The 22,767-nt window shown below is 43.2% G+C and carries 14 protein-coding genes and 3 pseudogenes; 1 reads left to right on the forward strand and 16 read right to left on the reverse strand.

The features are described from left to right. From HZA08_07175 to HZA08_07240, 14 genes and pseudogenes are all read right to left on the reverse strand, one after another. Window positions 1-218, reverse strand: a pseudogene (locus HZA08_07175) (hypothetical protein). 40 nt (window positions 219-258) lie between these two features. Beyond that, on the reverse strand, window positions 259-1,464 hold the full coding sequence (locus HZA08_07180; protein MBI5193207.1) for an MFS transporter: 1,206 nt from the start codon (window positions 1,462-1,464) through the stop codon (window positions 259-261). 121 nt (window positions 1,465-1,585) lie between these two features. Continuing rightward, the gene (locus tag HZA08_07185; GenBank protein ID MBI5193208.1) at window positions 1,586-1,879 is read right to left on the reverse strand and encodes a helix-turn-helix transcriptional regulator; all 294 of its coding nucleotides are present in this window, start codon (window positions 1,877-1,879) and stop codon (window positions 1,586-1,588) included. Window positions 1,880-2,549: 670 nt separating this feature from the next. Next, a complete protein-coding gene (locus HZA08_07190) occupies window positions 2,550-2,975 on the reverse strand; it encodes a DUF86 domain-containing protein (GenBank protein MBI5193209.1) in 426 nt (141 codons plus the stop codon). Next, a complete protein-coding gene (locus tag HZA08_07195; GenBank protein MBI5193210.1) occupies window positions 2,972-3,394 on the reverse strand; it encodes a nucleotidyltransferase domain-containing protein in 423 nt (140 codons plus the stop codon). The genes HZA08_07190 and HZA08_07195 overlap by 4 nt, the downstream gene beginning before the upstream one ends. A gap of 223 nt (window positions 3,395-3,617) precedes the next feature. Next, complete coding sequence (locus tag HZA08_07200) at window positions 3,618-3,920, reverse strand: hypothetical protein (GenBank protein ID MBI5193211.1); 303 nt, start codon at window positions 3,918-3,920, stop codon at window positions 3,618-3,620. 128 nt (window positions 3,921-4,048) lie between these two features. Next, a complete protein-coding gene (locus HZA08_07205) occupies window positions 4,049-4,459 on the reverse strand; it encodes an EVE domain-containing protein (GenBank protein ID MBI5193212.1) in 411 nt (136 codons plus the stop codon). Then, entirely contained in the window at window positions 4,459-8,184 is a 3,726-nt protein-coding gene (locus tag HZA08_07210) for an Eco57I restriction-modification methylase domain-containing protein (GenBank protein ID MBI5193213.1), read from the reverse strand. The genes HZA08_07205 and HZA08_07210 overlap by 1 nt, the downstream gene beginning before the upstream one ends. Before the next feature lie 130 nt (window positions 8,185-8,314). Next, the gene (locus tag HZA08_07215; GenBank protein ID MBI5193214.1) at window positions 8,315-11,860 is read right to left on the reverse strand and encodes an ATP-dependent helicase; all 3,546 of its coding nucleotides are present in this window, start codon (window positions 11,858-11,860) and stop codon (window positions 8,315-8,317) included. A 74-nt stretch (window positions 11,861-11,934) separates the two neighbouring features. Further along, a complete protein-coding gene (locus HZA08_07220; GenBank protein MBI5193215.1) occupies window positions 11,935-13,389 on the reverse strand; it encodes a putative DNA binding domain-containing protein in 1,455 nt (484 codons plus the stop codon). 327 nt (window positions 13,390-13,716) lie between these two features. Next, window positions 13,717-15,786 (reverse strand): annotated as a pseudogene (locus tag HZA08_07225) (glycine--tRNA ligase subunit beta). 686 nt (window positions 15,787-16,472) lie between these two features. Further along, window positions 16,473-17,927: a UbiD family decarboxylase gene (locus HZA08_07230; GenBank protein MBI5193216.1), complete on the reverse strand. Its 1,455-nt coding sequence runs from the start codon at window positions 17,925-17,927 to the stop codon at window positions 16,473-16,475. Between the two features lie 10 nt (window positions 17,928-17,937). After that, window positions 17,938-18,795: a 4-hydroxybenzoate octaprenyltransferase gene (gene ubiA / locus HZA08_07235; protein ID MBI5193217.1), complete on the reverse strand. Its 858-nt coding sequence runs from the start codon at window positions 18,793-18,795 to the stop codon at window positions 17,938-17,940. Window positions 18,796-18,797: 2 nt separating this feature from the next. Next, on the reverse strand, window positions 18,798-19,430 hold the full coding sequence (locus tag HZA08_07240; protein ID MBI5193218.1) for a DUF98 domain-containing protein: 633 nt from the start codon (window positions 19,428-19,430) through the stop codon (window positions 18,798-18,800). Window positions 19,431-19,772: 342 nt separating this feature from the next. Here HZA08_07240 and HZA08_07245 point away from each other — a divergent pair, with 342 nt between their 5' ends. Further along, window positions 19,773-20,681 carry a hypothetical protein gene (locus tag HZA08_07245; protein MBI5193219.1) on the forward strand — a complete coding sequence of 303 codons (909 nt, stop codon included), beginning with the start codon at window positions 19,773-19,775 and terminating at the stop codon, window positions 20,679-20,681. Window positions 20,682-20,814: 133 nt separating this feature from the next. On the opposite strand, the pseudogene HZA08_07250 reads toward HZA08_07245, so the two are convergent. Together HZA08_07250 and HZA08_07255 are read right to left on the reverse strand one after the other, a co-directional pair. Beyond that, window positions 20,815-20,880 (reverse strand): annotated as a pseudogene (locus HZA08_07250) (SEC-C domain-containing protein). A gap of 805 nt (window positions 20,881-21,685) precedes the next feature. Next, on the reverse strand, window positions 21,686-22,660 hold the full coding sequence (locus HZA08_07255; GenBank protein MBI5193220.1) for a TIGR01212 family radical SAM protein: 975 nt from the start codon (window positions 22,658-22,660) through the stop codon (window positions 21,686-21,688). Between the last annotated feature and the right edge of the window lie 107 nt (window positions 22,661-22,767).

Consider the following 22,767-nt stretch of genomic DNA (forward strand, 5'->3'; position numbering starts at 1 on the left):
CTACGCAATTAAGTGAGGTGCAATAACAGAGACAAACACGAAAGGCTTTGAGCCGGTGTTCATTGCCCCATGCACCTGCCCCGGTTTGGCCAACGCTATTTCTCCGGCTTTAAGCTGTGCAAACACTCCCCCTTCCTGAGTACCACTGACCGGACTGGTTTATCAGTTGACGGGCAGATAAATTCCGCAATAGAAAACATTCTTCTTTCCTCTGCCATAGCCTCCCTCCGTTACCTTATTTAAAAATATACTAAAGCTTCAATAATCAGTGCATACTGTTTTTTTTCTAACCAATGTAATGAATACAATGAATAACGACGCAGAAAGGCCGGCTGTTATAGACCCTAAGTAGAATGTCGCAGACGGGGAAATATGATCCCATAGCCATCCGCCGATAAGGCTTGCAGGGAACATTGCTATCCCGACTATTGTGTTATAGATGCCGAAGGCAGTGGCCTTAAATTCCTGCGGTATGATGGTCGCGAGAAGTGCCTTCTGTATGCCCTCTGTAAGCCCCATAAATACGCCGTAGAAAGCAAAAAGAATCCAAATGGTTGCAGCATCCTCTGCGACTGCAAATCCGTAATAAAGGATGGCAAAGAGAACAAATCCTATAAGCAGCACCCTCTTCTTGCCGAACCTGTCCGCTGCAATACCGGAAGGAATTGCAGATATGGAGTATATGAGATTGAATAAAAGGTATACAACAGGGATCATAATGTCTTGAATCCCTTTCTGTTCAGCCCTCAATATCAGGAATACATCACTCGAATTTCCTACGGCAAATATGGCTGCAATAAGGACAAAGAACTTGAATCTCCAATCAAAATGTTTGAGTGTAAGTCTGGGCCTGCCGGATTGCCCTGTTGTTGGTTTCTTTGTTTCCCTGATGAAAAAGATTATCAGGAGGACGGCTATGATTCCAGGAATGATTGAAAGCCAGAAGACCGTGCGGTAGTTATTAGGGAAATTTCCGAGCAGAAAAAATGCAAGGGCAGGACCTGCTACAGCGCCCATTGTATCCAATGAACGGTGGAAGCTGAAGGCCCTTCCAAGGAACTCCTTTTCTGTAGACTCTACAATCAGCGCATCTCTTGGGGCTGTACGGATACCTTTTCCAAACCTGTCGGCAAACCTGAAACCGAGCACGTGCTGCCAGATTGTGGCAAGGGCAATGATGGGTCTTGTAAGAGTCGAAATACCGTAACCTACTGCCATCAGCCACTTACGGTTTCCCATCCTGTCCGAGAGATAACCCGATAAAACCTTTAGTATGCTTGCTGTTGATTCTGCAATACCTTCAATAAGGCCGATTGCAGATTTGCTGACACCAAGGGTGTTTGCAAGGAAAAGGGGGACGATAGGATAGATCATCTCGGAGCTTATATCCATAAACAAGCTAACGAGGCCGCTGACAAATACATTCCGGATGGTGCCGAAGACTTTCTTTTTTTTTGGCTTCATATTCATAGTAATAGTGGCGTTGTCGGCATGGCAATAATAATAAATGGTCGGCCAGTCGTACAGTGGCAGGAGTTGCAGGCCGCGATGGATTCGTTGAATGAATCTCCTTATATTTTTATGTTCACAACACTTCGTCTACCAGTGCCTTGATTTTGTGCCTCGCCTCTTCCAGCACCTTTACACCCCTTCTGGTAGTCTGGTAATACTTGCGGATTTTACCCTCAACAAGTTTTTGTTGCGATTTAAGAAAACCTTGTTCTTCCATGGTGTGTAAAATGGGATAAAGAGTCCCAGGGCTAAGATTGTATCCGTGATGGGACAGTTCATTGATTATCCAAAGCCCGTAGATCGGTTCCTTAGAAGCGTGGTGCAGGATATGCACCTTGATAAATCCGAGAAAGAATTTACGTATCATATTAAATTATCACTTTCCGTTATCGAAAGGCAATATAACAAACCTGAAGAAGATAGTCAAACTATTTTGGGGGATTTTTGGGAATATCGGCAATTCTATTTGAATTATTTCTCCATTGCAAATGCGGAACGTGTAAAACAGGAAAAAGCGGTTCATAGCCGCTAATTTAAATATGAGAAAGTCTATGATTGCTTCTTTGATTTTGATAAAACGCTTTTATAATTTTGTATATATAGCTTCCTTGTTATAAGGTCTCTGTGATGGAAGTAGAGAAGGAAGTTAAAATGAATGTCCCTCATCAGGTTATATATTCAGATGATGAGGGACGGAGCAGGTTTTCAGGCAGACCGCATAAAGCGGGTCATTGGATTACTGGGGATTACTGGGGATTACTGGGGATTACTGGGGATTACAGTAAGAACTGTCCGCCGGTTAACATAGCAACTGCTAAAACCAGTGTAATTACTGCGTGGGCGATAAAAGCCTTCTTTTCATCTCTTTCCATTGTATTTTTTCCTCCTTTCGTTTTTCTTCTTTCTTTATTGTTTAGTACCTTATTTATTTTCTTTATGAATAGATTATATCTATGCAGGATTAAGGGGAAATTAAAGGTTATTCAGGAAGGATGGCATTGCAGTAAAGTGTCACTGTTGTTCTGATACAGATTACGTTAGGGAAGCCTGTTGAGATAATCAGCTATATATTTGGAGAATTTTTCAAAATCAGGAAGGTCTTTTTGAAGGTGACGATGTATTTCTTCTAAATCTATTTTAGTATACTCATGCACAAGAATATTTCTTAAACCTGCTACAGGAGAGAAAGAATACGCAAATTCATCCGGTATTATTCCAGCCTCTCCAAGTATATCAATACTCTCCTTGTATTCCTCCGGTTTACGGAGTTCAAGTTCAGAAATCATCATCTCGGCAACATCTATTACACATTCGGCAGAAAGGTGCATGTATCTCTCAACAGCCCCTCTCAAGGTGTGATCTCTCTTTAGGTCTTCCATAGTGGAGTTCCGGTAACCATTAAGATATCCCACATATTCTCTCAGGTTATTTAACTTCCTACTCACTTTCTCTTTAAACGTCATTTCCGGGCAAACCCTCCGGACGACATTTTCTGAAGTACCACCTCTGCATGTCTTTTATCATAGTATCTCCTGTCAAGATACCTGGACAATATATCCAGCTCCATATCAACTTTTGCAGGTCTGTCACTGCAGAATAGTAATTTCCCATGCCTGATGATTTCATAAGAAAGCTGTATAGGTGACTCATTCAATACAACAAGGTCAACCCTTTTACCCATTATGGCTGACACATCATTTGAGAGCCTGAGTCTCAGATCAAAACGGTCTGCCTTCTTAATATCTGTATGTATAAACACAGCAACATCTATGTCACTCAACACACCAGCCACACCTTTTGCCTCGGAGCCGAAAATGTAGGCAGTAACAACGTGATATTTCTTAAGGCACCCTTCTATCTTTTGAATATCCTCCTCATTCATGAGAGATATTATAGCAATACGATTTTAAAAAATATACCAAAACTTGAAGCCGCCAAAGCAGTTTTAGCCGGAAGTTGCACATGTGCAGGAGGGGTTTTGAATTATCACTTCTCATATCTATCCTTCAAAAATGCAATACCTGTATAGGCTCACTCACCTGCTCAGCAATTGTTCCCTTAGACAAGGTGGTAACAGCGGGGATTTCTTGTTGTAAACTTATAATTCAAGACTTGGTACTGCTGTAGCCCATCTTTTTATACGTCTCATGCTTCATTAGTAGTTCACGATTTGCCCGATAACTTTCTTTATTAATAACATCAAGCCTCGCATTAAGATCACATAGGTTCGCTGCATCATTAGCTGACAATGAGCATTTCACATAATATGACCCTTTGACCCCATCTTGAAATATAACAATAGGCATTTTATAGTTGGATTCTATTGGGATTATGATTGACAAAAAATGGGAAACAGAATCTTTTATTTTCGTTTGAGTAGTGGCATTTGAATCAAATAGTATTTCCATCGTAGACCCTCCTCTAATCATTCTTTCTATTATTTTTCTCCTCAAATTAACCCAATCTCCTCCTTTGTCAGCCCATAAAACCCTTAACCCAGCCGGGCTGTTTCCTCTTCAAGGCGTGGGATGTCGCTTCAATGCCTTGCCCCAAGACTGACAATGTACTCAAACACCGCTCTTTCAAGCTGCATAACAGACAATCTCGGCTGTTTGACCAAGGGGATATGCTGCAAGTCCGGTTCTAACTTAATCTGATCCAAAGTTACTGGGTGCTCAAAGGTTTGGACCGGTTCAAAATCAACGGCAAGCCAGTTTGTGGCGGCGGTAGTCGGGTCGGGAAATGGCGATTTAGCAACTTGCATGATGCCGAATATCTGTTTGCCTGACGGGCCGTGATAATAGAGGGCTTCATCTCCATGTGCCATCCGGGCAATATTGTTTTTTGCCTGGTGGTTGCGGATTCCGTAGAGCTTGAAGGTGCCTTTCATCAGGACATCCCCCCATGAGCGGGTACGGAAAGGTGATTTAACCAACCAGTATTGCATCAGTCGTTTCCATGTTTGGGTTGTGAATTGTTATTCTGTGCTTTGGCCAGCTTTGGATAGCGCCGTATGTACCAGTTTTCTACCTCACCGATGTCATCTGCGTTCAGTCCGTACAATTCATAAACTAATCTATCTATCTCATGTTGCTGTTTTTCGTAATTATACTCAGGGTTAATTTTTAAACTTTCAATTACCTCAGAAACAATCGAGTTTAATTTATTACCACCAAGAATAACCATCGGAATATCTTCAATATCTTGTGCATTAGAGTTGACTGTGTGATTGATCATGCTATTGAAAAGATATCTAACCAGTTTGCTACATAAAATACCGAGTAAGGCAATTTTATCTATGCTATCTTTTGGGAAAATAACCTGAAACCCATTTTGGAACAATTGCAACTTAGTATATCTGAAGAGAGGTGAGTAAATGCCAGCGGCAGTTACACCAACCCCATCAGAAAAATACCTATGCTGATTTCTTAGTGCATTTTTGGGTCTTAATTCACTCACTGTTGCTCTGTCCCAAGGAAAATAAAAATCTGTCGGATAAAAATAATTATTAAATTGGTTATTATCTTTAATGGTTTCACCGCCTTTTTCAAATTCTAAATAATATGGTGTCTTATCATTCTTTATAATAATTCCATTAGCTTTCTCTTCACTCGAGAGTTGCCTTTTTACAATCAAGTCACCATTTACTTTGTCATACCCACCTGACCCCGATAAAGATCGTATGTACTTTTTATTGTCATATGATTTGATTCCCCCACAAATTTCAACTAACAGATATTTCAAAGTAGCAAGCTGTAAAAGCTTATTATTAATTTCAACAAGTCTGCACTGGATTTTATCATCTCCAATTGATAAATAGTTGGTGGGTGCAATCACATTATTCATAATGCAAAATAACTTCGGCGAAGCCACAAAGAAGGGAATATTGGAATTGGTCATTATTAGTGACTGTGGGTAATAGTAGATGGCGTATTCAGGGTTAGAAACATTCTCCCGCTCTCTGAAGCCTTCAGTAGAGGTGAGAACTTCAATGAAGCGCTCATGCTCGTCATGTATACTGATGTTGGTCATGTCAACCATCTGGCAGTGATGGCCCGGGTCTATAAACATTTTGTCCAGCGGTATCTTAGTTGGATAAACGTTTCGCTCGCACACAATGATGGCGGTGTTGACCGTTGCCTTGAATGTATCGGGATGCACTCGGATCATTTTGTGGATATAATTGTGCATCATCTGCTGACGCAGTTCCTTGTGGCTCTTGATGGTCATAAAGGTGTCGGAGACGATGAAGGAGAGGACGCCGCCTGGTTTTAGCGGTGTCGCATTCTGTCCGTTCCCCAGAAAGCGTGCAATGAAGGCGCCGTAGGGGTCTTTGGAGCTCAAGTCCAGCTTTTGTTTGATAGCATCAGGAATATCGGTGCCGCCATAGGGTGGATTGCCGATTACGATATCAAAAGGCTTGTGGATCAATTCAGGGAAAAATAGATCAAGGTTGAAGAACGGAGCGCATAGATTCCCGTGCTGGAACCACTTCTTCAGGAGTTCCCTGTTCCGTATGCTCTCTGATTTCTGGTCATTCATTTTTTTACCGGTAATCCGTTGGGCGAAGTCAGGGAAATAGGTCGCCAATGTATCCGCAACATTTGTGGCTATGGCGGTCTTGTCCTCCCGTGTCAAATTGGGTTTGTAGTAGCTCTCCTTTGCGTTGCGCAGGTGGGTGAAAACCGATTCGTTGAAAAGACCAACATCCACTTCCATCAGTGAATCGGCGCAAATAACTTTTGTTTCGATATTGGGAAGAGGGGTGATGTGATAGTTTTCCTGCGGCAGGCTTTTATCAATCTTCTGCTCAATCAGCAATGAGATGAAGAAGCGCAGCTTGGTGATCAGTGTCGCAAGCGGCTGATTGTCAATTCCGTAAATGGCATTCTTGATGATACCCAGCTTCCTGGGATAGTCCTCCATATGTTGCTTGAGGATCTTCGCAAAGTTTTCCCTCTGGAACCTATCTTCTATTTTGGATAACTGCCTTTCGAGCCATAAATCGTTTTCAGGATCAACTTTCTTCAATAAGCTGACAATCCTGTGGAGCATCCCCATGGGAAATGCACCGGAACCGCAGGCAGGGTCCAGCACCTTGACGGAATCAAGGGCATCAACGGTCAGAACCTTGAATTTAGTATCCTGGTCTTCGATCCGATCGAAGTAGATCAAATCGTTCAGCTTCTTCACAAACCCGGCCTGTCCCTGCTGCTTAAAGTAGTTGGAGAGATAGATAAGGAGGGACTCGTTGACCATGTAGTCAATTACCTTCCGGGGTGTATAGTAAGAGCCCGATTCCTTCCTCGCGTTCTTGGCCACCTTCTCGTCCGGGTCAATTTCCGCAAGGAGGTTTTCAAAGACAAGGCCAAGCAACTCCGGGTCAAGGGCAACCTCTTCCTCAAGTGGGGTACTTTCATCCACGGTGAAGACAAACTGTGACAGAATCTTGTTCAAACCATGAGTTTCTCTTGCATTTCTGCCTGTGCCTACCTGAAGGCTATTGGCATAAAAAAGCTCATTGGGTATGTAGAGAGGACCGTCTTCAATGGTCTCGTTGTAATTATCCTCCTCAAGCCTGTCAAACAGGCCGCCGTTGAGAAATGGTATGGCGTCGAAAAGCTTGTAGTCAAAATTATCCGGCAGATACTTCTTCCCAAGATATTCGGCCTTTCTTTTTACCGGATTCATGGGAGAGTTAAGGCAGCTCAGGAAGATATTCTGGAGTATGCCCCGATAGTAGCTATTCTCCTTGATGAAATCATTATCTGTCTTCCTTACCAGTACCAGGAATTTGTCAAGATGGTCATGAAGTTCTATTAATCTGGGATTGATAAGTCCTCTTTCCTTCAGGAACCAGCAGAATATCATCCGGCATATCAATCTAACGGTGAAATTCTTTACATTTTCCTTGTCATCCTTATAATATTCCGGTCGTATGGGGAGTTTTATCGTGTTGGTAGCGTAATAGTACCAGGCGGAAATCTTTGTATAAAACTCTCTGTTTAATTCCTTGGTGTCAAGCACCTTGACGAAGGCCTTGTAGAGGCCGTCCATCGTGGTAATAGCGCCGTATTTGGCAAGTAACTGAGGGAAGGCAAACTGTAAAAGTATTTCTACATGAGCATGATGAGGATTCGTGATGTTGATATCTTTGATGAGCGATACCTTTTTCAGGAGGACGTCTTTCGTGCTATCCAGCTTGTTTGGCCTGCGGTCAATAATGGATACGGTCAGCGAATTTCCATGTTTGAAAAGCAGAATAACAGGCATGCGAAATAGACGGTTCACCTCGCGGGTGATACGGCTAAGGCCAGTTCGGCTGTAATGAGGTTTGATAAGTTCAATAGCGAAGAAGAGATATGACTCTATGACGGCATTGTCAACCCGCTTTATGTTGAATAATGAAGTCTGTTTCAGCACCTCTTCTTTTGAAAGCTGGAATAGAAGGTCAACATAATCCCAATCTGCCACAATCGCATTTCTATCATTAAATTTGGATTGAATATCAATCCATGATTCCTTGAAAGTATTATAGGTGGGTTTATCAAGAGGGGCCTGCCTTTCAGTATTGTAGCCAAGTGTTTGAAAAAGGTGTAAGGCATTTGCAGTAAGACTGCCACTGGCAAATGCTTCGATGGATTGTTTGATGCCTGCTTTAAAATCTTTCACAAGAAAATAACCCCCCCATGCCCCCCCTTAAACTAAGGGGGGGATTTTTATTCTCCTTTGTAGGCGGTATGCGCATGAAGTTTTCCCTCGAATTCGGGGGAATTAGACTTGTATGTTTCTTCATATTATCCTACTTTATCACTAACCAAGTGACCAGTTCAAAATTGTTCATATCGCTCACCTGTTTTGATTTTGGGATGAGTAATGCTCCACGGTCTGTTGTCAGTTTTTGATTGCTTTTCTTTTTAAATATTGTGTTGATTTCATGAATGGCCCGGCTGAGCAATTTGGTGTATTGCCCCATATCTTCACCCTGCCTTGTTTCGCTGTTAAAGAGTTCGCACAGTTCTTCATAAGGTTCTCTCCTGCCCTGACACATCAGGCGATAAATCTCCAAAATTTGCTTTGCATTGATGTAATTGAAACGTACGGTTCCATCATCCCGGATATACACAAGAAAGTATGGTTGCAATGGATTGATCTCTTCGTTGCCCTCTGTGTCACCCTTCTGTTTCAGGCAATATACAACACCTGGTTTGATGATTTCTTTTTCACTCGAAAATCTCCGATGCTCACCCCCACCCTGACCCTCCCCCGTCAAGGGGGAGGGAATATTAGCTGCCCGTGTTGAATCTAAGAAATCTGAATGTTTTCCAGATGGCGATGGTACTACGGCATACAGACCGAATGGGGCATCTTCTAATTTTTCACGGTTGTTTTCTATAAAGTTCATCAACTCAATCCTGAAATCGTCCAATGTGAAATCAGTCAGAGAAATACTTTCATTCCTTTCATCTTCCATGTCAAGCACCTCATTCCTGAGTCTCTTCAACTGCTGATCCCGGTATTTCAGGTCTTCTTCAATCAGTTCTTCAATCTGCTCTGCATTCAGGATGTTATCTTCGCCTGTGGCTGTCACATCTACCAACGCCATTCTGGCCTCCACACGCTCTTTCAGATTGATGTAATTGTCAAGGTCTTCGGTGGGCCAGAAGTTTACTAACTGTATCTTATTATTCTTACTACCCAAACGGTCAATACGTCCAAAACGCTGAATTATACGAACGGGATTCCAGTGAATGTCGTAATTGATGAGGAAATCACAGTCCTGCAGGTTCTGTCCTTCGCTGATACAGTCTGTAGCAATCAATATATCAATCTCATCTGAAAATACCCCCCCATCCCCCCCCTTGTTAAGGGGGGGATTTCCATTGTCCTTTGTGAGCGCCCCGCTCATAGACGTTTCATTTGAGAATCCCCGTTTCAAATCCCCCCAGCCCCCCTTTTCTAAAGGGGGGTATAGTATTCCCCCTTTCATCTTATCTCTGTTCTTGGAGATAGGAGAGAAATTGGTAAGGATGCTTGCGAAATCGTTTTTACCAAAGGTGGTCTGTGTGGCTGTCCCTTCAATTAGTGCAATGTTCAAACATAGACCTTCATTTACCCAGTCTTTAAGGTGTTTGTAGAGGTATTGGGCTGTGTCAGCAAAGGCTGTAAAGACGATTACCTTTTTGTTGCCGTTGTTTAACGGTTGCTGCACTTTGTCGGCAATTAGTTTTTTGAGGTCTTTGAGTTTTGCATCTCTGTCGGGGGTTACTGCTACTGCATTGTTGTATAGGTCAATAAGCGCTTCTTTGTCTTTTCGTAAATTCTCTAACCAATCATCCAGATCCAGATCTGCCAGATCAAATTTTAATTTTTTACCTACCTGCCATTGCTCTGATTCATCAGTGATTTCTTCTAACTCATCTTCATCAGGCGAAAGTGTCTCTAATTCTTCTTCCTGCGATTTAAGTTTTGCCTGTTGAAATGCAGTGATTTTATTTTCCAGGTTTTCAATCTTCCGAATGGTCCTGTCCATTGAGATTTCAAACGATTCTATAGAGCTTTCCAGACGCTTGAGAAAATTTACCTTCATCATCCCGATCAAAAAATGCTCACGGTCGCTCTGCTTGAACCCTAACACACCAGTCGTGGCTGCTAATGCTTCATATTTTTTTATCATTTCCGGTTTCACGTATGCAGAAGGGTTGAACACCGAAAGTTTGTATTGGAGTATCCTCTTGTTCAATGCATCGTAAGTAAAGAAGCGGTCTTTGATGTCAATGTTCGGATAAATGGAGTGCGGTTTTAACCGTTCAGGGAATTGCCATATAGTATTAATATTGTAAAAGCCCTTTATGTGTTTTCTGCTCCGTGCAATAGTGAGTTCATCCAGCAGTTTGAAGAAGGATGAATCAAGACGCTCAAGTAACTGTTTGACTGTCCTGTCAGGGTTCTTTTTGTGGTCAGCCCAGAGGGTGAATTGTGTCTGGGCATTCTTTAGTGAAAGGGCGATGTCTCTGATTTGTGTGCTTTCAAAGAGTGCATCATTCCTGCCTTCAGTAATGAGCGATATCTGATTTCTCAGATCACGAAGGTTATTGTTGACAGGCGTTGCAGAGAGCATCAGCACTTTGGTCTTAACTCCCGATTTGATGATTTTCTCCATCAGCCATTTGGCACGATTCATCCTGATAGTACCGTCTTCTCTGGTCTTCTCCATAGGGTTGCCGCGGAAATTGTGGCTCTCATCAATCACTACCAAGTCATAAGCCCCCCAGTTGTAATTCTCCAGGTCAATTCCATTGGCATCCGATTTACCGGTAATCCTGCCGAGGTCTGTATGATATAAGACCGTGTAGTTAAAACGGTCCCTTGTAAATGGGTTCAGTGAATTGTTCTGGCTGGCCTGATAAATTGTCCAGTTGGCTGAAAGTTTCTTCGGGCAGAGTACTAGGACACGGGAGTTCAATAATTCAAAGTATCTGATGACTGCCAATGCCTCAAAGGTCTTACCCAGCCCCACGCTGTCGGCAATGATACATCCGTTATGTTTCAGGATTTTGTTGATTGCGCCTTTTACACCATCTTTCTGAAAGTCATAAAGCATATCCCAGATTTCGCTATCAAAAAAACCTGTTTTTTCAGTCAGCAGCCCGCCTTTCTTTTGCTCGTCAAGATAGCCTTCGAATATATGGAAGAGTGTTTTGAAGTAAATAAATTCAGGTTCATTCTCAACATAAAACTCTTCTAAATATTGCAGGACCTGATCCTTTACATCTTCAACCAGCCCGGTATTATCATCCCACAATTCATTGAACCAGTTTTTGAGGTCATACAGATCTCTCCTGTCCTGAATGACCATATTCAATTCAATGTTCGGGCTGCCTCCCATGCCAAGACCGTTTACTGTAAAGTTGGAACTTCCCATTACAGATTCTTTCACACCATTAGTGTTTTCAATCAGGTATAGCTTGCCGTGAAGAAAGTTCGGCTTGACCATAGATTTGATGTCCACCTTCTGCCTGATCCATTCGGAGCAATCTCTGGCAATGGCCTTTTGAGTCAAACGACTTTGGATGGGAATTACGAGCTTATCATCTTCAATCTTGAAATCCCGTTTATTGGTCTTGGCAGGGTCAAGTGATTTGATGAATGTTGGTTCGCCAAAAAGGAATCTGAGATGGTTTATCTGGTCAAGTTGAGTCTTGAGATGGTTGTACGCATAAATAGTAAAGTAGGCCGAGACAACAGATAAATCAGCCTGTGGCTTCAAGTTGTCAATGAGAAATTGTCCGACCGAACCATGTTTATGATTGTCTTTTATAGAGGATGAGTTTGTGCTTGTCGTCATATTTATCAATGACAGGATATTGTTTTTTATTGTGAGTAAATTAGCAGGATGAGGGTAGGTTGTCAATCAGAAATTCAGGTATCCTGAACTTTACTTGTGGGGAAGGATACCAGTAAGTTCTCCAATATTTTTCCTCCTTCATCAGTCAGGCGATACTTCTGTTTGCTGCTGGTAGGTTTATCGGGGATGGTCATTTCCATCAATCGTGCCTCTATAAGAGGGTTAAGTACCTGGTGCCTAAACTTGGTGCGGTCAGTTCGCCCTGCTATGGTCATGAGTTCTGTTATTCCAGTCTCATTCAAACACTTACGTAGTATATCAACCTGGTGCCGACTTAGTGCCAACCTGGTGCCGACTTGTTCGGCGACTTGTGGGGTAACTTCGGAGGCGGCCATAGTAACAGCCTTATAAACCGTCACCATGAAACCGCCGCAAAATTCTTTAAACTCAGGATCAGGAAGGCCGTATGCCTTAAATGCCTTGAGTATCCTTGTGATACCTGATCCGTATTTCTCTATCAGCCCGGCTGCTCTGAATACTTCCGCCACTTTCTTGTTTCGGACATTTGAAATATAGGTGCCCTTTAATAACTGTTCAATAGTGGTGCCTTCCGGTAATCCCCCCGGATTAAAAATCTCTATCTTATCATCGAATACCTTTATGACGGAGTCTGCTGTACTTGTATAGTCCCGGTGGATAATTGCATTGATAACTATTTCCCGGATTGCGTCAAGCGGATAGTCCCAGCGTTCTTCCCGCTGTGGTCTGCCGGTAATAATGTATGCCTTGTTGATATGTTTTTTAATAAAGTTCATGACGCCATCTACCTCTGATAAGAGGTCGCCTTTCAAAGTGGCGCCATCTTTGATAATGATGTCCGTCTGAAACCTGCCGAGTTCAATGGTACTGATAAATGACTCTCCTGCCATAAAGAGGAGAAAACAGCCGTAGGTAATCTTCCCTTCCCGCATCAATTCAAATTTCTGTAATACGGTAAGGGGATCGTCCATAATCTGAGTTTCTTTGATTGCATTGGCCCGCTCAATAAAATTCTGAACCTTGGTAAAGGAAATATCTTTTTCAGAGTGGTATTCGTCAACATGAAAATCCCAGCTTGAGTTAAAAGTGCGGAGATGCATGTTGACTACTTCAGAAACTGAAAGCTGATGATTGGCGTTTTTGATGCGTTTATAGTATCTCCCCTTACATGCAACAGGTTTTATCGGGGATTCCGGCACCGAGAATATAACAACCTGCTTTCCCTTCAGAGAGATTATTTCCGCATCAGGGATAAGCGCGTTGGATGTGAGCTGCTTCGTCTGATTTATCCAGGTCTGAATCGTTTCTTTGTTAAGCTGGACTCCTGCAACTTTTCCATTATCAGATACCCCTACAAAGACCTTCCCACCCTTGGCATTGGCAAATGCAGCAAGCGTCTCAATCACTTCCCGGTCAAAGCTGCTTTTGAACTCCACAGTTTCAGATTCACCGGAGGGAATAACCTTTCTTCTCTTTGAATCTTTTGTCAATCGGGTTTTCCTCAGATTCTCAATATGATTTTCTTCTGAGGTTAAAGTAGCAGGATGGAATTTTGCTGTCAATAGTCTTTTATAGAAGTGTCAATATTCAACTGCAGGTGAACACATGTATGCTTTTCTCACCCCCACCCTGACCCTCCCCCGTCAAGGGGGAGGGAATATCTTAGGTATGTATCTTCTAACTTCTTGCTTCTTGCTTCTTGCTTCTAACTTCTTACTTCTTGCCTCTTGCTTCTTGCTTCTTGCCTCTTGCCTCTTGCTTCTTGCTTCTTGCCTCTTGCTTCTAACTTCTTACTTCTTCCCCTCTGCCGTTCCCTCCACAACTATCTGCGTAAAATCCGCCAGCGTAAGAAACAGTGATTTGAGGTTATTCAGAAGTCCGAGGCGGTTGTTCTTCAATGCCTCGTCCTTATCCATCACCAGTACCTTGTCAAAGAACAGGTCCACGTACTGTTTCAGTCCTGACATGAAGATGAAGGCATTTTCATATTCAATGTCAACCTCTGCCTGAAGCACCTTTTCTCTTATATCAAGATACGCTGTAAAAAGATTCTTCTCCTCATTTTCCCTCAATAACTCTTCTATAACCTCACCCCTGAAATCAGGAGGGATTATATTCATAACCCTTTTAAACGACACCATCAGCGGCTCAAACTCCCCTCTCTGTCTGAACCTGTCGAGTGACCTGACTCTTAAATATGAATCATAAGGGTCTTCAATTCCGGTCTGCAGTACCGCCCTGACACAGTCGTACCTGAAACCTTCTGTCACAAGCAGTGTATTCAGCCTCTCTCTAAAAAACTCCAGTACATCCTTCAAAATCTTGTTATGTTTATCACTGCTGAGCTTGTCTCCATAAACAGTTATGCACTTCCAGACAACCTTGGATAGTGATACAAAGTGTCTGCCGTTTACAAGTATATTGAGTACCCCCAATGCCTGCCGCCTCAAAGCCAGAGGGTCATTAGAGCCTGTAGGAATATTACCAATGCCGAAACACCCGACAATATTATCGCCCTTATCAGCTATAGCAAGTATCTTTCCTGCACGTGTCGCAGGAAGTACATCGCCTGCAAACTTAGGCAGATAGTGTTCAGCAATTGCAGAGGCAACATCACGATCCTCACCCTGCCTTACAGCATACTCAAATCCCATAATCCCCTGAAGTTCAGGGAACTCGCCCACCATATCTGTCATCAGGTCAGCCTTGGATAATTGGGCCGCCCTTTTAGCAGTATCTCTAATATCACCCCACTCCATCAGGCCGCATAACTGTTCACTTAATTCCGTCAGCCTATGCACCTTATCCGACATCGTACCAAGCTTGTTCATAAACACAACCTGCTTCAACCTATCTGCATACTCTTCCAACCTCTTCCTGCTGTCTGAATCAAAGAAGAACTTTGCATCAGAGAGCCTTGCCCTGATTACCCTTTCATAACCGTTCCGTATTATATTGACATCCTTTGGAACTGTATTGCTTATGCCAATGAAATATGGAAGGAGCTTACCATCTTCCCCTTCAATAGAAAAACAGCGCTGATGCTCCCTCATAACTGTTATCAAAACATCTTTAGGTAAAGTTAAAAAAACATCATCAAATCTTCCGCAGATAGCAAGCGGATATTCCGTAAGAAAGGTTGTTTCATTGAGCAATTCTTCATCATGAATTACCCTGCCCACCTTTTCCACTTCAATCTCTGCAATCTGCTTTTCGATAAGACTGCGCCTCTTTGCCGGTTCCGCTATTACAAAATTCTTCTCCAGCGATTCTGTATAATCATCTATCCCCTTTACACTAAATGGTTGAGGCTTCATAAAGTGATGGCCAAAAGAAATATCGCCGCCCTCCAACCCTGCAAACTTAACCTGAAGGAGTTCCCCGTTTAATAAGGACAAAACCCATCTGACCGGCCTTGCAAATCTGGCACCTGAGTTATTCCATCTCATCGCCTTAGGGAATGTTATCGCGGAGAGAATATCCTCAAGAACATTCGGGAGTATATCTTTTGTCTTCTTCCCTGTCTCATGTTTCTCAATAAATATATACTCACCTTTGGCTGTATTCTTTATCCTGAGGTCAGAGACATCTACACCTTGTCCCTTCGCAAAACCAGCCGCCGCCTTCGTTGGATTCCCATCTTTATCATACGCCGCACTCTTAGGCGGACCAACGACCTCTGTGGTATTATCCTGCTGAACTTCTGCCAGCCCCCTTGCAATCAGGACAAGCCGCCTCGGTGTACCATAAACAGCAGTATCCATGAACTGAATCCTGTTCTCTATAAATAACCTCTCAGCAGACTCCCTCATCATAGCAATAGCAGGAGGAATAAACCTAGCCGGAATCTCTTCAGTACCTAATTCTAAAAGCAAGTCATTGGACACTTTTTTTAACTCTCCTTTATATCACTCGAAAATTCTCTCCGGCGGGGTAAGAAAACCCCGCCTATCCATTTCTATGAGGATAGGCGGGACATTCTTCTCCCGCTGATTTTCATGGCCCTTTGTGAGGGCCCTGCTCATGGACGTTTCACCTATAAGAAGCAGAAGTCAGCAGTATTAGCATAACTGCCCTTCAGCGCTATGAGATTATAAGTAAATGAGGTAATTACTGTCAAGGAATTTGAACAGGAAACTCATTGAATAAACTGTCATCTAACGGGAGTTTACAGTTCAACCGAAAATTCTCTCCGGCGGGGTTGGAAAACCCCGCCTATCCATTTCCATGAGGATAGGCGGGACATTCCTGTCCCGCTGATTTTCATGGCCCTTTGTGAACCCTCGGTTCATGGGAGTTCATCCAAAAATGACCCCAAGTAAGCAGTAAGCGGTAAGCAGTTAGCAGATAAAGACTGCCTTTCCTGTTTACTGCTCACTGCTTACTGTTTACTATTTTCATTTCCCTTTGTGAGTACCCCGCTCATAACGGTTCATCCAAAAATCCCTTCCGGCGGGGTAAGAAAACCCCGCCTATCCATTTCTACGAGGATAGGCGGGACATTCTTGTCCCGTTGATTTTCATGGCCCTTTGTGAACCATGGCTCATGACGGTTCATCCGAAACTCTCTGCTTTAAATCCCAAGAGACTTCCACTTTTTATCTACCAGTTCTTTGATCTCAGTGGTCATCTCTATCTTGTTTCCCCATGGCCGGTTTACCTCTGGCGGGGATTTCATGGTGGCGTCTATGCCCATTTTGGCGCCGAGTTCGGGGAGTGGGGTTGAAAAATCTAGGTAGTCGAATGGTGTGTTCTCAATGACAAATGTATCCCTGCCTGGGTCAACGCGGGTTGAGAGTGCCCATATAACGTCATCCCAGTTTCTGACATCAATATCATCATCCACAACGATAATATATTTTGTGTAGAGGAATTGTTTCAGGAATCCCCATAATCCCATCATCACCCTCTTTGCATGACCAGGAAATTCCTTCCTTATTGACACTACTGCAATCCTGTATGAAACAGCCTCCATCGGTAGGTGAAAGTCTGCTATTTCAGGGAACTGGTTTCTCAGAAGCGGCAGGAATATTCTGGTAAGTGCGAGGGCGATTATTGCATCTTCTTTTGGAGGGCGTCCTGTAATCGTTGAAAGATATATTGGATTGTTCCTGTGGGTTATACATTTTATCCTGAACACAGGAAACGACTCCTCTGTATTGTAGTATCCGGTATGGTCTGCGTAAGGCCCTTCAATCAATTCCTCACCCGGCAATACCTCGCCCTCAAGCACTATCTCACTTGATGCCGGCACCAGTAAATTAATGGTCTTGCACTGGACAAGCTCAATGGCCTCTTTACGAAGCAGGCCGGCAAAGTGAAATTCCCCGATCCTCTCAGGTACAGGAGTGACAGCGGCAATGGTTGTTGCAGGTTCGCACCCTATTGCAACAGAAACAGGCATCGGCACTTTCTTTTTCATCCATTCCCTGTAATGCTGCGCACCGCCCCGTGTCTGAAGCCATCTCATTATAGTCCTGTCTCTCCCCACAACTTGCATCCTGTATACACCGACATTAAATGGCCCGCCATCCGGAGACTGTGTTATAACAAGCGGCCACGTTATAAGTGGTGCAACATCATCAGGCCAGCATGTCATAATGGGAAACTTTGACAGGTCTACATCCGCTCCTTTGATAACCACCTCCTGACAGACCGCACGGCTTACCGTCTTAGGCGTGAGGTTCATCAGCTTTGCAAAAAAAGGGAGCTTCTTTATCGCCTCAAATATCCCTTTAGGGGGTTCCGGCTGTTGAAGGTACGCGAGAAATTGCCCGATCTCATCTAATCCAACCTCATCAGTCTCAAGCCCGAGGGCGACACGTTCCACTGTCCCATACAGATTTGCCGCTATGGGGACACTGTGACCTTTAACATTCTCGAACAGTACAGCAGTACCGCTTTTATGGAGCAGTCTGTCCAGTATCTCTGTAATCTCAAGATTAGGGTCTACCTCTGTCTTTACCCTTACAAGCTGACCCTTCTTATCTATCGTATTGATAAAATCTCTCAAATCGTTATATGGCATGTCCACCCTCTCATCCTGTTAATGTATCAGAAATAATTCCTATCAGAATAATTATCCCTATCCAGATATGGGACTTGAAGAGGCGGAATAATCCTTCCCGTTCCAATCCCCTTCTAATCAGGATTACCTGATAAAGAAAGCCTAAGAAAACAAGGAAAACAGAGAACAGATATATTCGTCCCATTCCCGATATTAAACCTACTGCCGACAGTGTAACAATGGTCATCAGAAATATTACTGCAAGGGCAATATCCACATGATTACCAAAAAGTATGGCTGTTGATTTTACCCCGATCTTTAGATCATCCTCTATATCTACAAGGGCATAGATTGTATCATATCCTGTAGCCCAGAATACAGTTGCAAGAAAGAAAAGCAATGAAGGTAATGATACCTCGTTCCTCACTGCCGCCCATGCCATTACTGCCCCCCATCCAAAGGCTGCACCAAGGAAAAGCTGTGGAAGTTGAATGTATCGTTTGGTAAATGGATATATAGCAGTTAAGGCGATTGCAACAAAAGAAAGCAGAAAAGCAAGTGTGTTCAGCATAAGCACAAGGGCCAGTGCTATCAGCAGTAATACAGACAGAACCACGAATGCCTCCTTTACGCTCAGCCTGCCTGATGCAAGAGGTCTCCCCTTTGTCCTTTCAACATAAGGGTCAAAGTTCCTGTCAGCAATGTCGTTTATTACACATCCGGCACTGCGGGTTATGAATGAACCTAAGATAAATATAATGAGATGTTTTAAAGATGGTTTACCATTCGATGCAAGAAACAGTGACCAGAGGGTGGGCATCATCAGAAGGAGTGTCCCGTACTGCTTATCAAGGCGAATCAGGTCAAAGACAGCCCTTACCTTTCCCATAATTACTTCCCGAAGTGCAAGGCTTCATTTAAACCGCCGCCTAAACCGCCATTCAGAACTTCCGGTGAAAACACCTCAAATATTGCGGCATTAAACCCTTCGCCTCCACGCAGACGATAACACCTCGACCAGAAAACATTCTCATGTACTGCAAACTGTTCAGCAAGGTCATCACTCTTCATCTGCACTATGAAAACCTGATCTTTTATAATCGGCATATTATATTCACCAAGGAGTATGCCCATCGGCTTATTCTTTCTGTCAATCCCCTTCTGTATCACACCCTCAATGTTTGATGAATCAATAACAGAATGGGCGTATACAATGTTATGCCCGTTACAGCACAGCCATGCATCACGGGCAGTAGCCTCTGCATCCTCTGTAGAATCAAGGTACTTCGCCATCTTTGCAGGCATATTTCCAAGCCGCTGGTCTTCAACCTGAACAGTAATCTCAGACAGATATAATGCACGCAGTATCCTTACAAGCGATCCGTCAGATAGAAGTGTAAGCCTTGTCAGCGGATTAACGTACCGGTCTTTACATGATGAGATAAAACCTTCTATATTCATCCACTTGTTAAAAGAGATGCGTTTGAACGGCAGACGTGATAAATAATAATTTTCTAAAAACATACCACATAGAATAGAACAAAGGGATTTATCAAGTCAACTGGCAAATGGAATATTTGGCCGATTCATCTGAAAATCAACCCCATCCCCACCCTAACCCTCCCCTTGAAGGGGAGGGAATCAACATAGCCCCCTCTCCCTCAGGGAGAGGGTTAGGGTGAGGGTGGGGTTTTCATTGCCATTTGTGAACCTACGGTTCATGGGAGTTCATCCGAAAATCTCTCCGGCGGGGTAAGAAAACCCCGCCTATCCATTTCCATGAGGATAGGCGGGACATTCTTGTCCCGCTCACCAAAATAATTTTCCTATTGACCCGCCTGATAACTTCACATACAATACGCAATCATGTGGAAGATTATGCAGCCATTACAGACACCGCGGTCTCATCCTGCAACTGTTTCTTACAAGGGCAGGATATATGTTTTTGGGGGCGGCGGGCCGAATTTCCTTAGTCTTGACACTGTTGAGATTTATGACCCTGAGAGCAATACATGGACATGGGGTGCTTCTATGCCGACTCACCGTTCAGGGGCTGTGGCAGAAATTGTAAACGGCAAAGTCTATGTAACCGGAGGCGGTTATAAGAAGCCGGACGGCAAATTCAAATTTCTTCCGACTGTTGAGATATATGATCCTGAACAGGACAAATGGGAAAAAGGCCCTGATATGCTTATGCCGCATGATTATCCAGGTACAGCAGTATCAGGAAATAATATTTATATTATGGGCGGTCATCACCCTGATGCTACAGAAGGCGGCCCTTCTAAAGACCCTGGGTTCACATTCTGTGAGGTACTTGATGTTGGCATCGGAGAATGGAAAGAGATAGCACCGCTTTCAGTTCCAAGATTTGCTCTGAAGGGCGCTGTCCTTGAAGGCAATGTTATTGTTACCGGCGGGGTTGCGTTTGCCGCAAAAAGTCTGACTGAATATGACCTTATTGACACCTATGACCCAAATAATAATGTATGGATAAAAAAAGAATGGCTTTCTCTTCCATGGCCTGCTGCGGCGCACGGTATTTGCGTGCATAAGGAATGTATGTATATCTTCGGCGGTTACAGTACAGAAGGAATTCATACAAGGGCTGCCGGTTACTGTCCTGATATTAAGGAATGGCGGATGCTCCCCGCGATTGATAAACCCCGCGCTGCAATGGGTGTTGCTGTTGTTGATAATGATATTTACCTGATAGGCGGGTGGGAGGTTGACGGCAGAACGGTTATGGATACAGTAGCTTCCCTATCGCTATAGTTGTTCACTCGAAAATCCCCTCCGGCGGGGTAAGAAAACCCCGCCTATCCATGTCTAAATTGAGGATAGGCGGGACATTCCTGTCCCGCTGATTTTCATTGTCCTTTGTCAGCCCACGGCTCAAGACCGGTTATTACGCTCCATGACATTTCTTGTATTTCTTTCCACTGCCGCAGGAACAGGGGTCGTTGCGTCCCGGGGGTTTTGCCGATTCATTAAGGGTCTTGGATGAAAGAGCAGGGGCGTTTATTTCTACGTATACTTTAATCTTATCAATCAGTGCGTCTACTGCCATTTCTGCTGATGTGTAACCTTCTCTGTAGTATTTTTCACTTACTGACTTTTCGATTTCTATCGCAGTTGTAATTTTAGATAGAGCATCCGAAGATCCTTTCGGCGGGGTTAGAAAACCCCGCCTATCCAGTTTTATATTAACGATAGGCGGGACATTCTTGTCCCGCTCATTTTCCTCTCCCTTAGAAGATGCGGCAGCATAAATAATACGGCAGTATCCCTTCTCATTCGGTTTTGCATCCAATGAACCAAGATAGCCGCAGTGTTCAGGTCTTATATCATGGCCGCCAAGTATAGCCGGATGGATAGTACATACATTATCTGAGGAAAGAAAAAGACATCTGAAGGCATACATAGCCCGCAGATTTATTAGGATTGTACTCCCGTTTACAGATATGTTTTCTGCTATTATATTATATCGTTCAGGTGATTTAAACAGCGGTCTCGGAGGTCTTTCAGATGTTACATACCTTCCGACTACTCTTTGTTCTCTCTCTCTTATCCCCTTCAAAATCTCGTCTTTAAAATTACTGAGAAAATTACTGTTTCGACTGAGTCTCCAGTCTTTACTAACCTGATAGGCTATGATACCCCACCACGGGTCACAGCATTTCCCCTTGCAATATTCTATACATATTGAAGAGAATGATGATTGGTTTGATGAAGGATCTGTCATATTAGAGTTATTATGTGTAATTGCTTAGGTGACTTCATGGAACGAGTATAGATACTTTTGGGTATGTATCTTTAATTTTTGATTTTTCATTTTTTATTTTATTATATAGCTTTCCCTGATAAGAACCGCGTGAAGCAAGCTCTTTCTCTATCAAAGATATGAGTACCCTTTTTGATGTCTCCCATTTCGGTGCTACGAGAAACTCTCCTTTTAATTCTCCGGTGAGACGCTGTATGGCAATATCAGACGGAATTCTTTCAAGGAAATCGCATACAAGCTTTATATATTCATCCATTGCAAGAACCGGCACCTGCCCTGCCCTGTACATCTTTTCAAGGATCGTCTTTTCTGCAACATAAAGATGATGTATCTTCAATTCATCTATTTTAAAATTTCCAATAGCATCAGCAGTCTGCATCATCATTTCCCGTGTTTCGCCGGGGAATCCTAAGATAATATGAGAACATACCCTCAGCCCTCTGAGTTTAGTGCGGTAAACTGCATCAACAAATTGTTCATAAGAATGTCCCCTGTGCATCCTCACAAGTGTTTCATTGTGCATACTTTGAAGTCCTATCTCAACCCATAGATGAGTCTTTTGTGAATACTCAGCTAACATATCCAGTACATCATCAGGCAGGCAATCGGGCCTTGTCCCGATAGACAGACCGACTACCTCAGGAAATGAGAGCGCCTCGGCATACAGCTCTTTTAAGTGGCTTACAGGGCCATAAGTATTTGTGTACGCCTGAAAGTAGACAATAAATCTTTCAGCATTGAAATTATTCCTGTAGAATTCTATACCGTACTCTATCTGATCCCGTACGGCCTTCCTCTCACCCTTTGAGTTAGGACTGAAACTCCTGTTCTCACAATATATACATCCACCAGTTCCGGCAGTACCATCCCTGTTAGGACAAGTAAAACCGGCATCAAGTGCTATCTTATAGACTTTAAAAGGAAATATCTTTTTCAGATATTCACTGTATGAATAGTAGTATTTTCCCAACTCGTTACCTTCCCTTTTTTGTTTCTTACTTCTTACCTCTTACTTCTTACCTCTTACTTCTTGCTTCTTACTTCTTGCTTCTTACTTCTTACTTCTTGCTTCTTGCT

It is taken from the genome of Nitrospirota bacterium, assembly GCA_016212215.1.
GTDB lineage: Bacteria > Nitrospirota > 9FT-COMBO-42-15 > HDB-SIOI813 > HDB-SIOI813 > JACRGV01.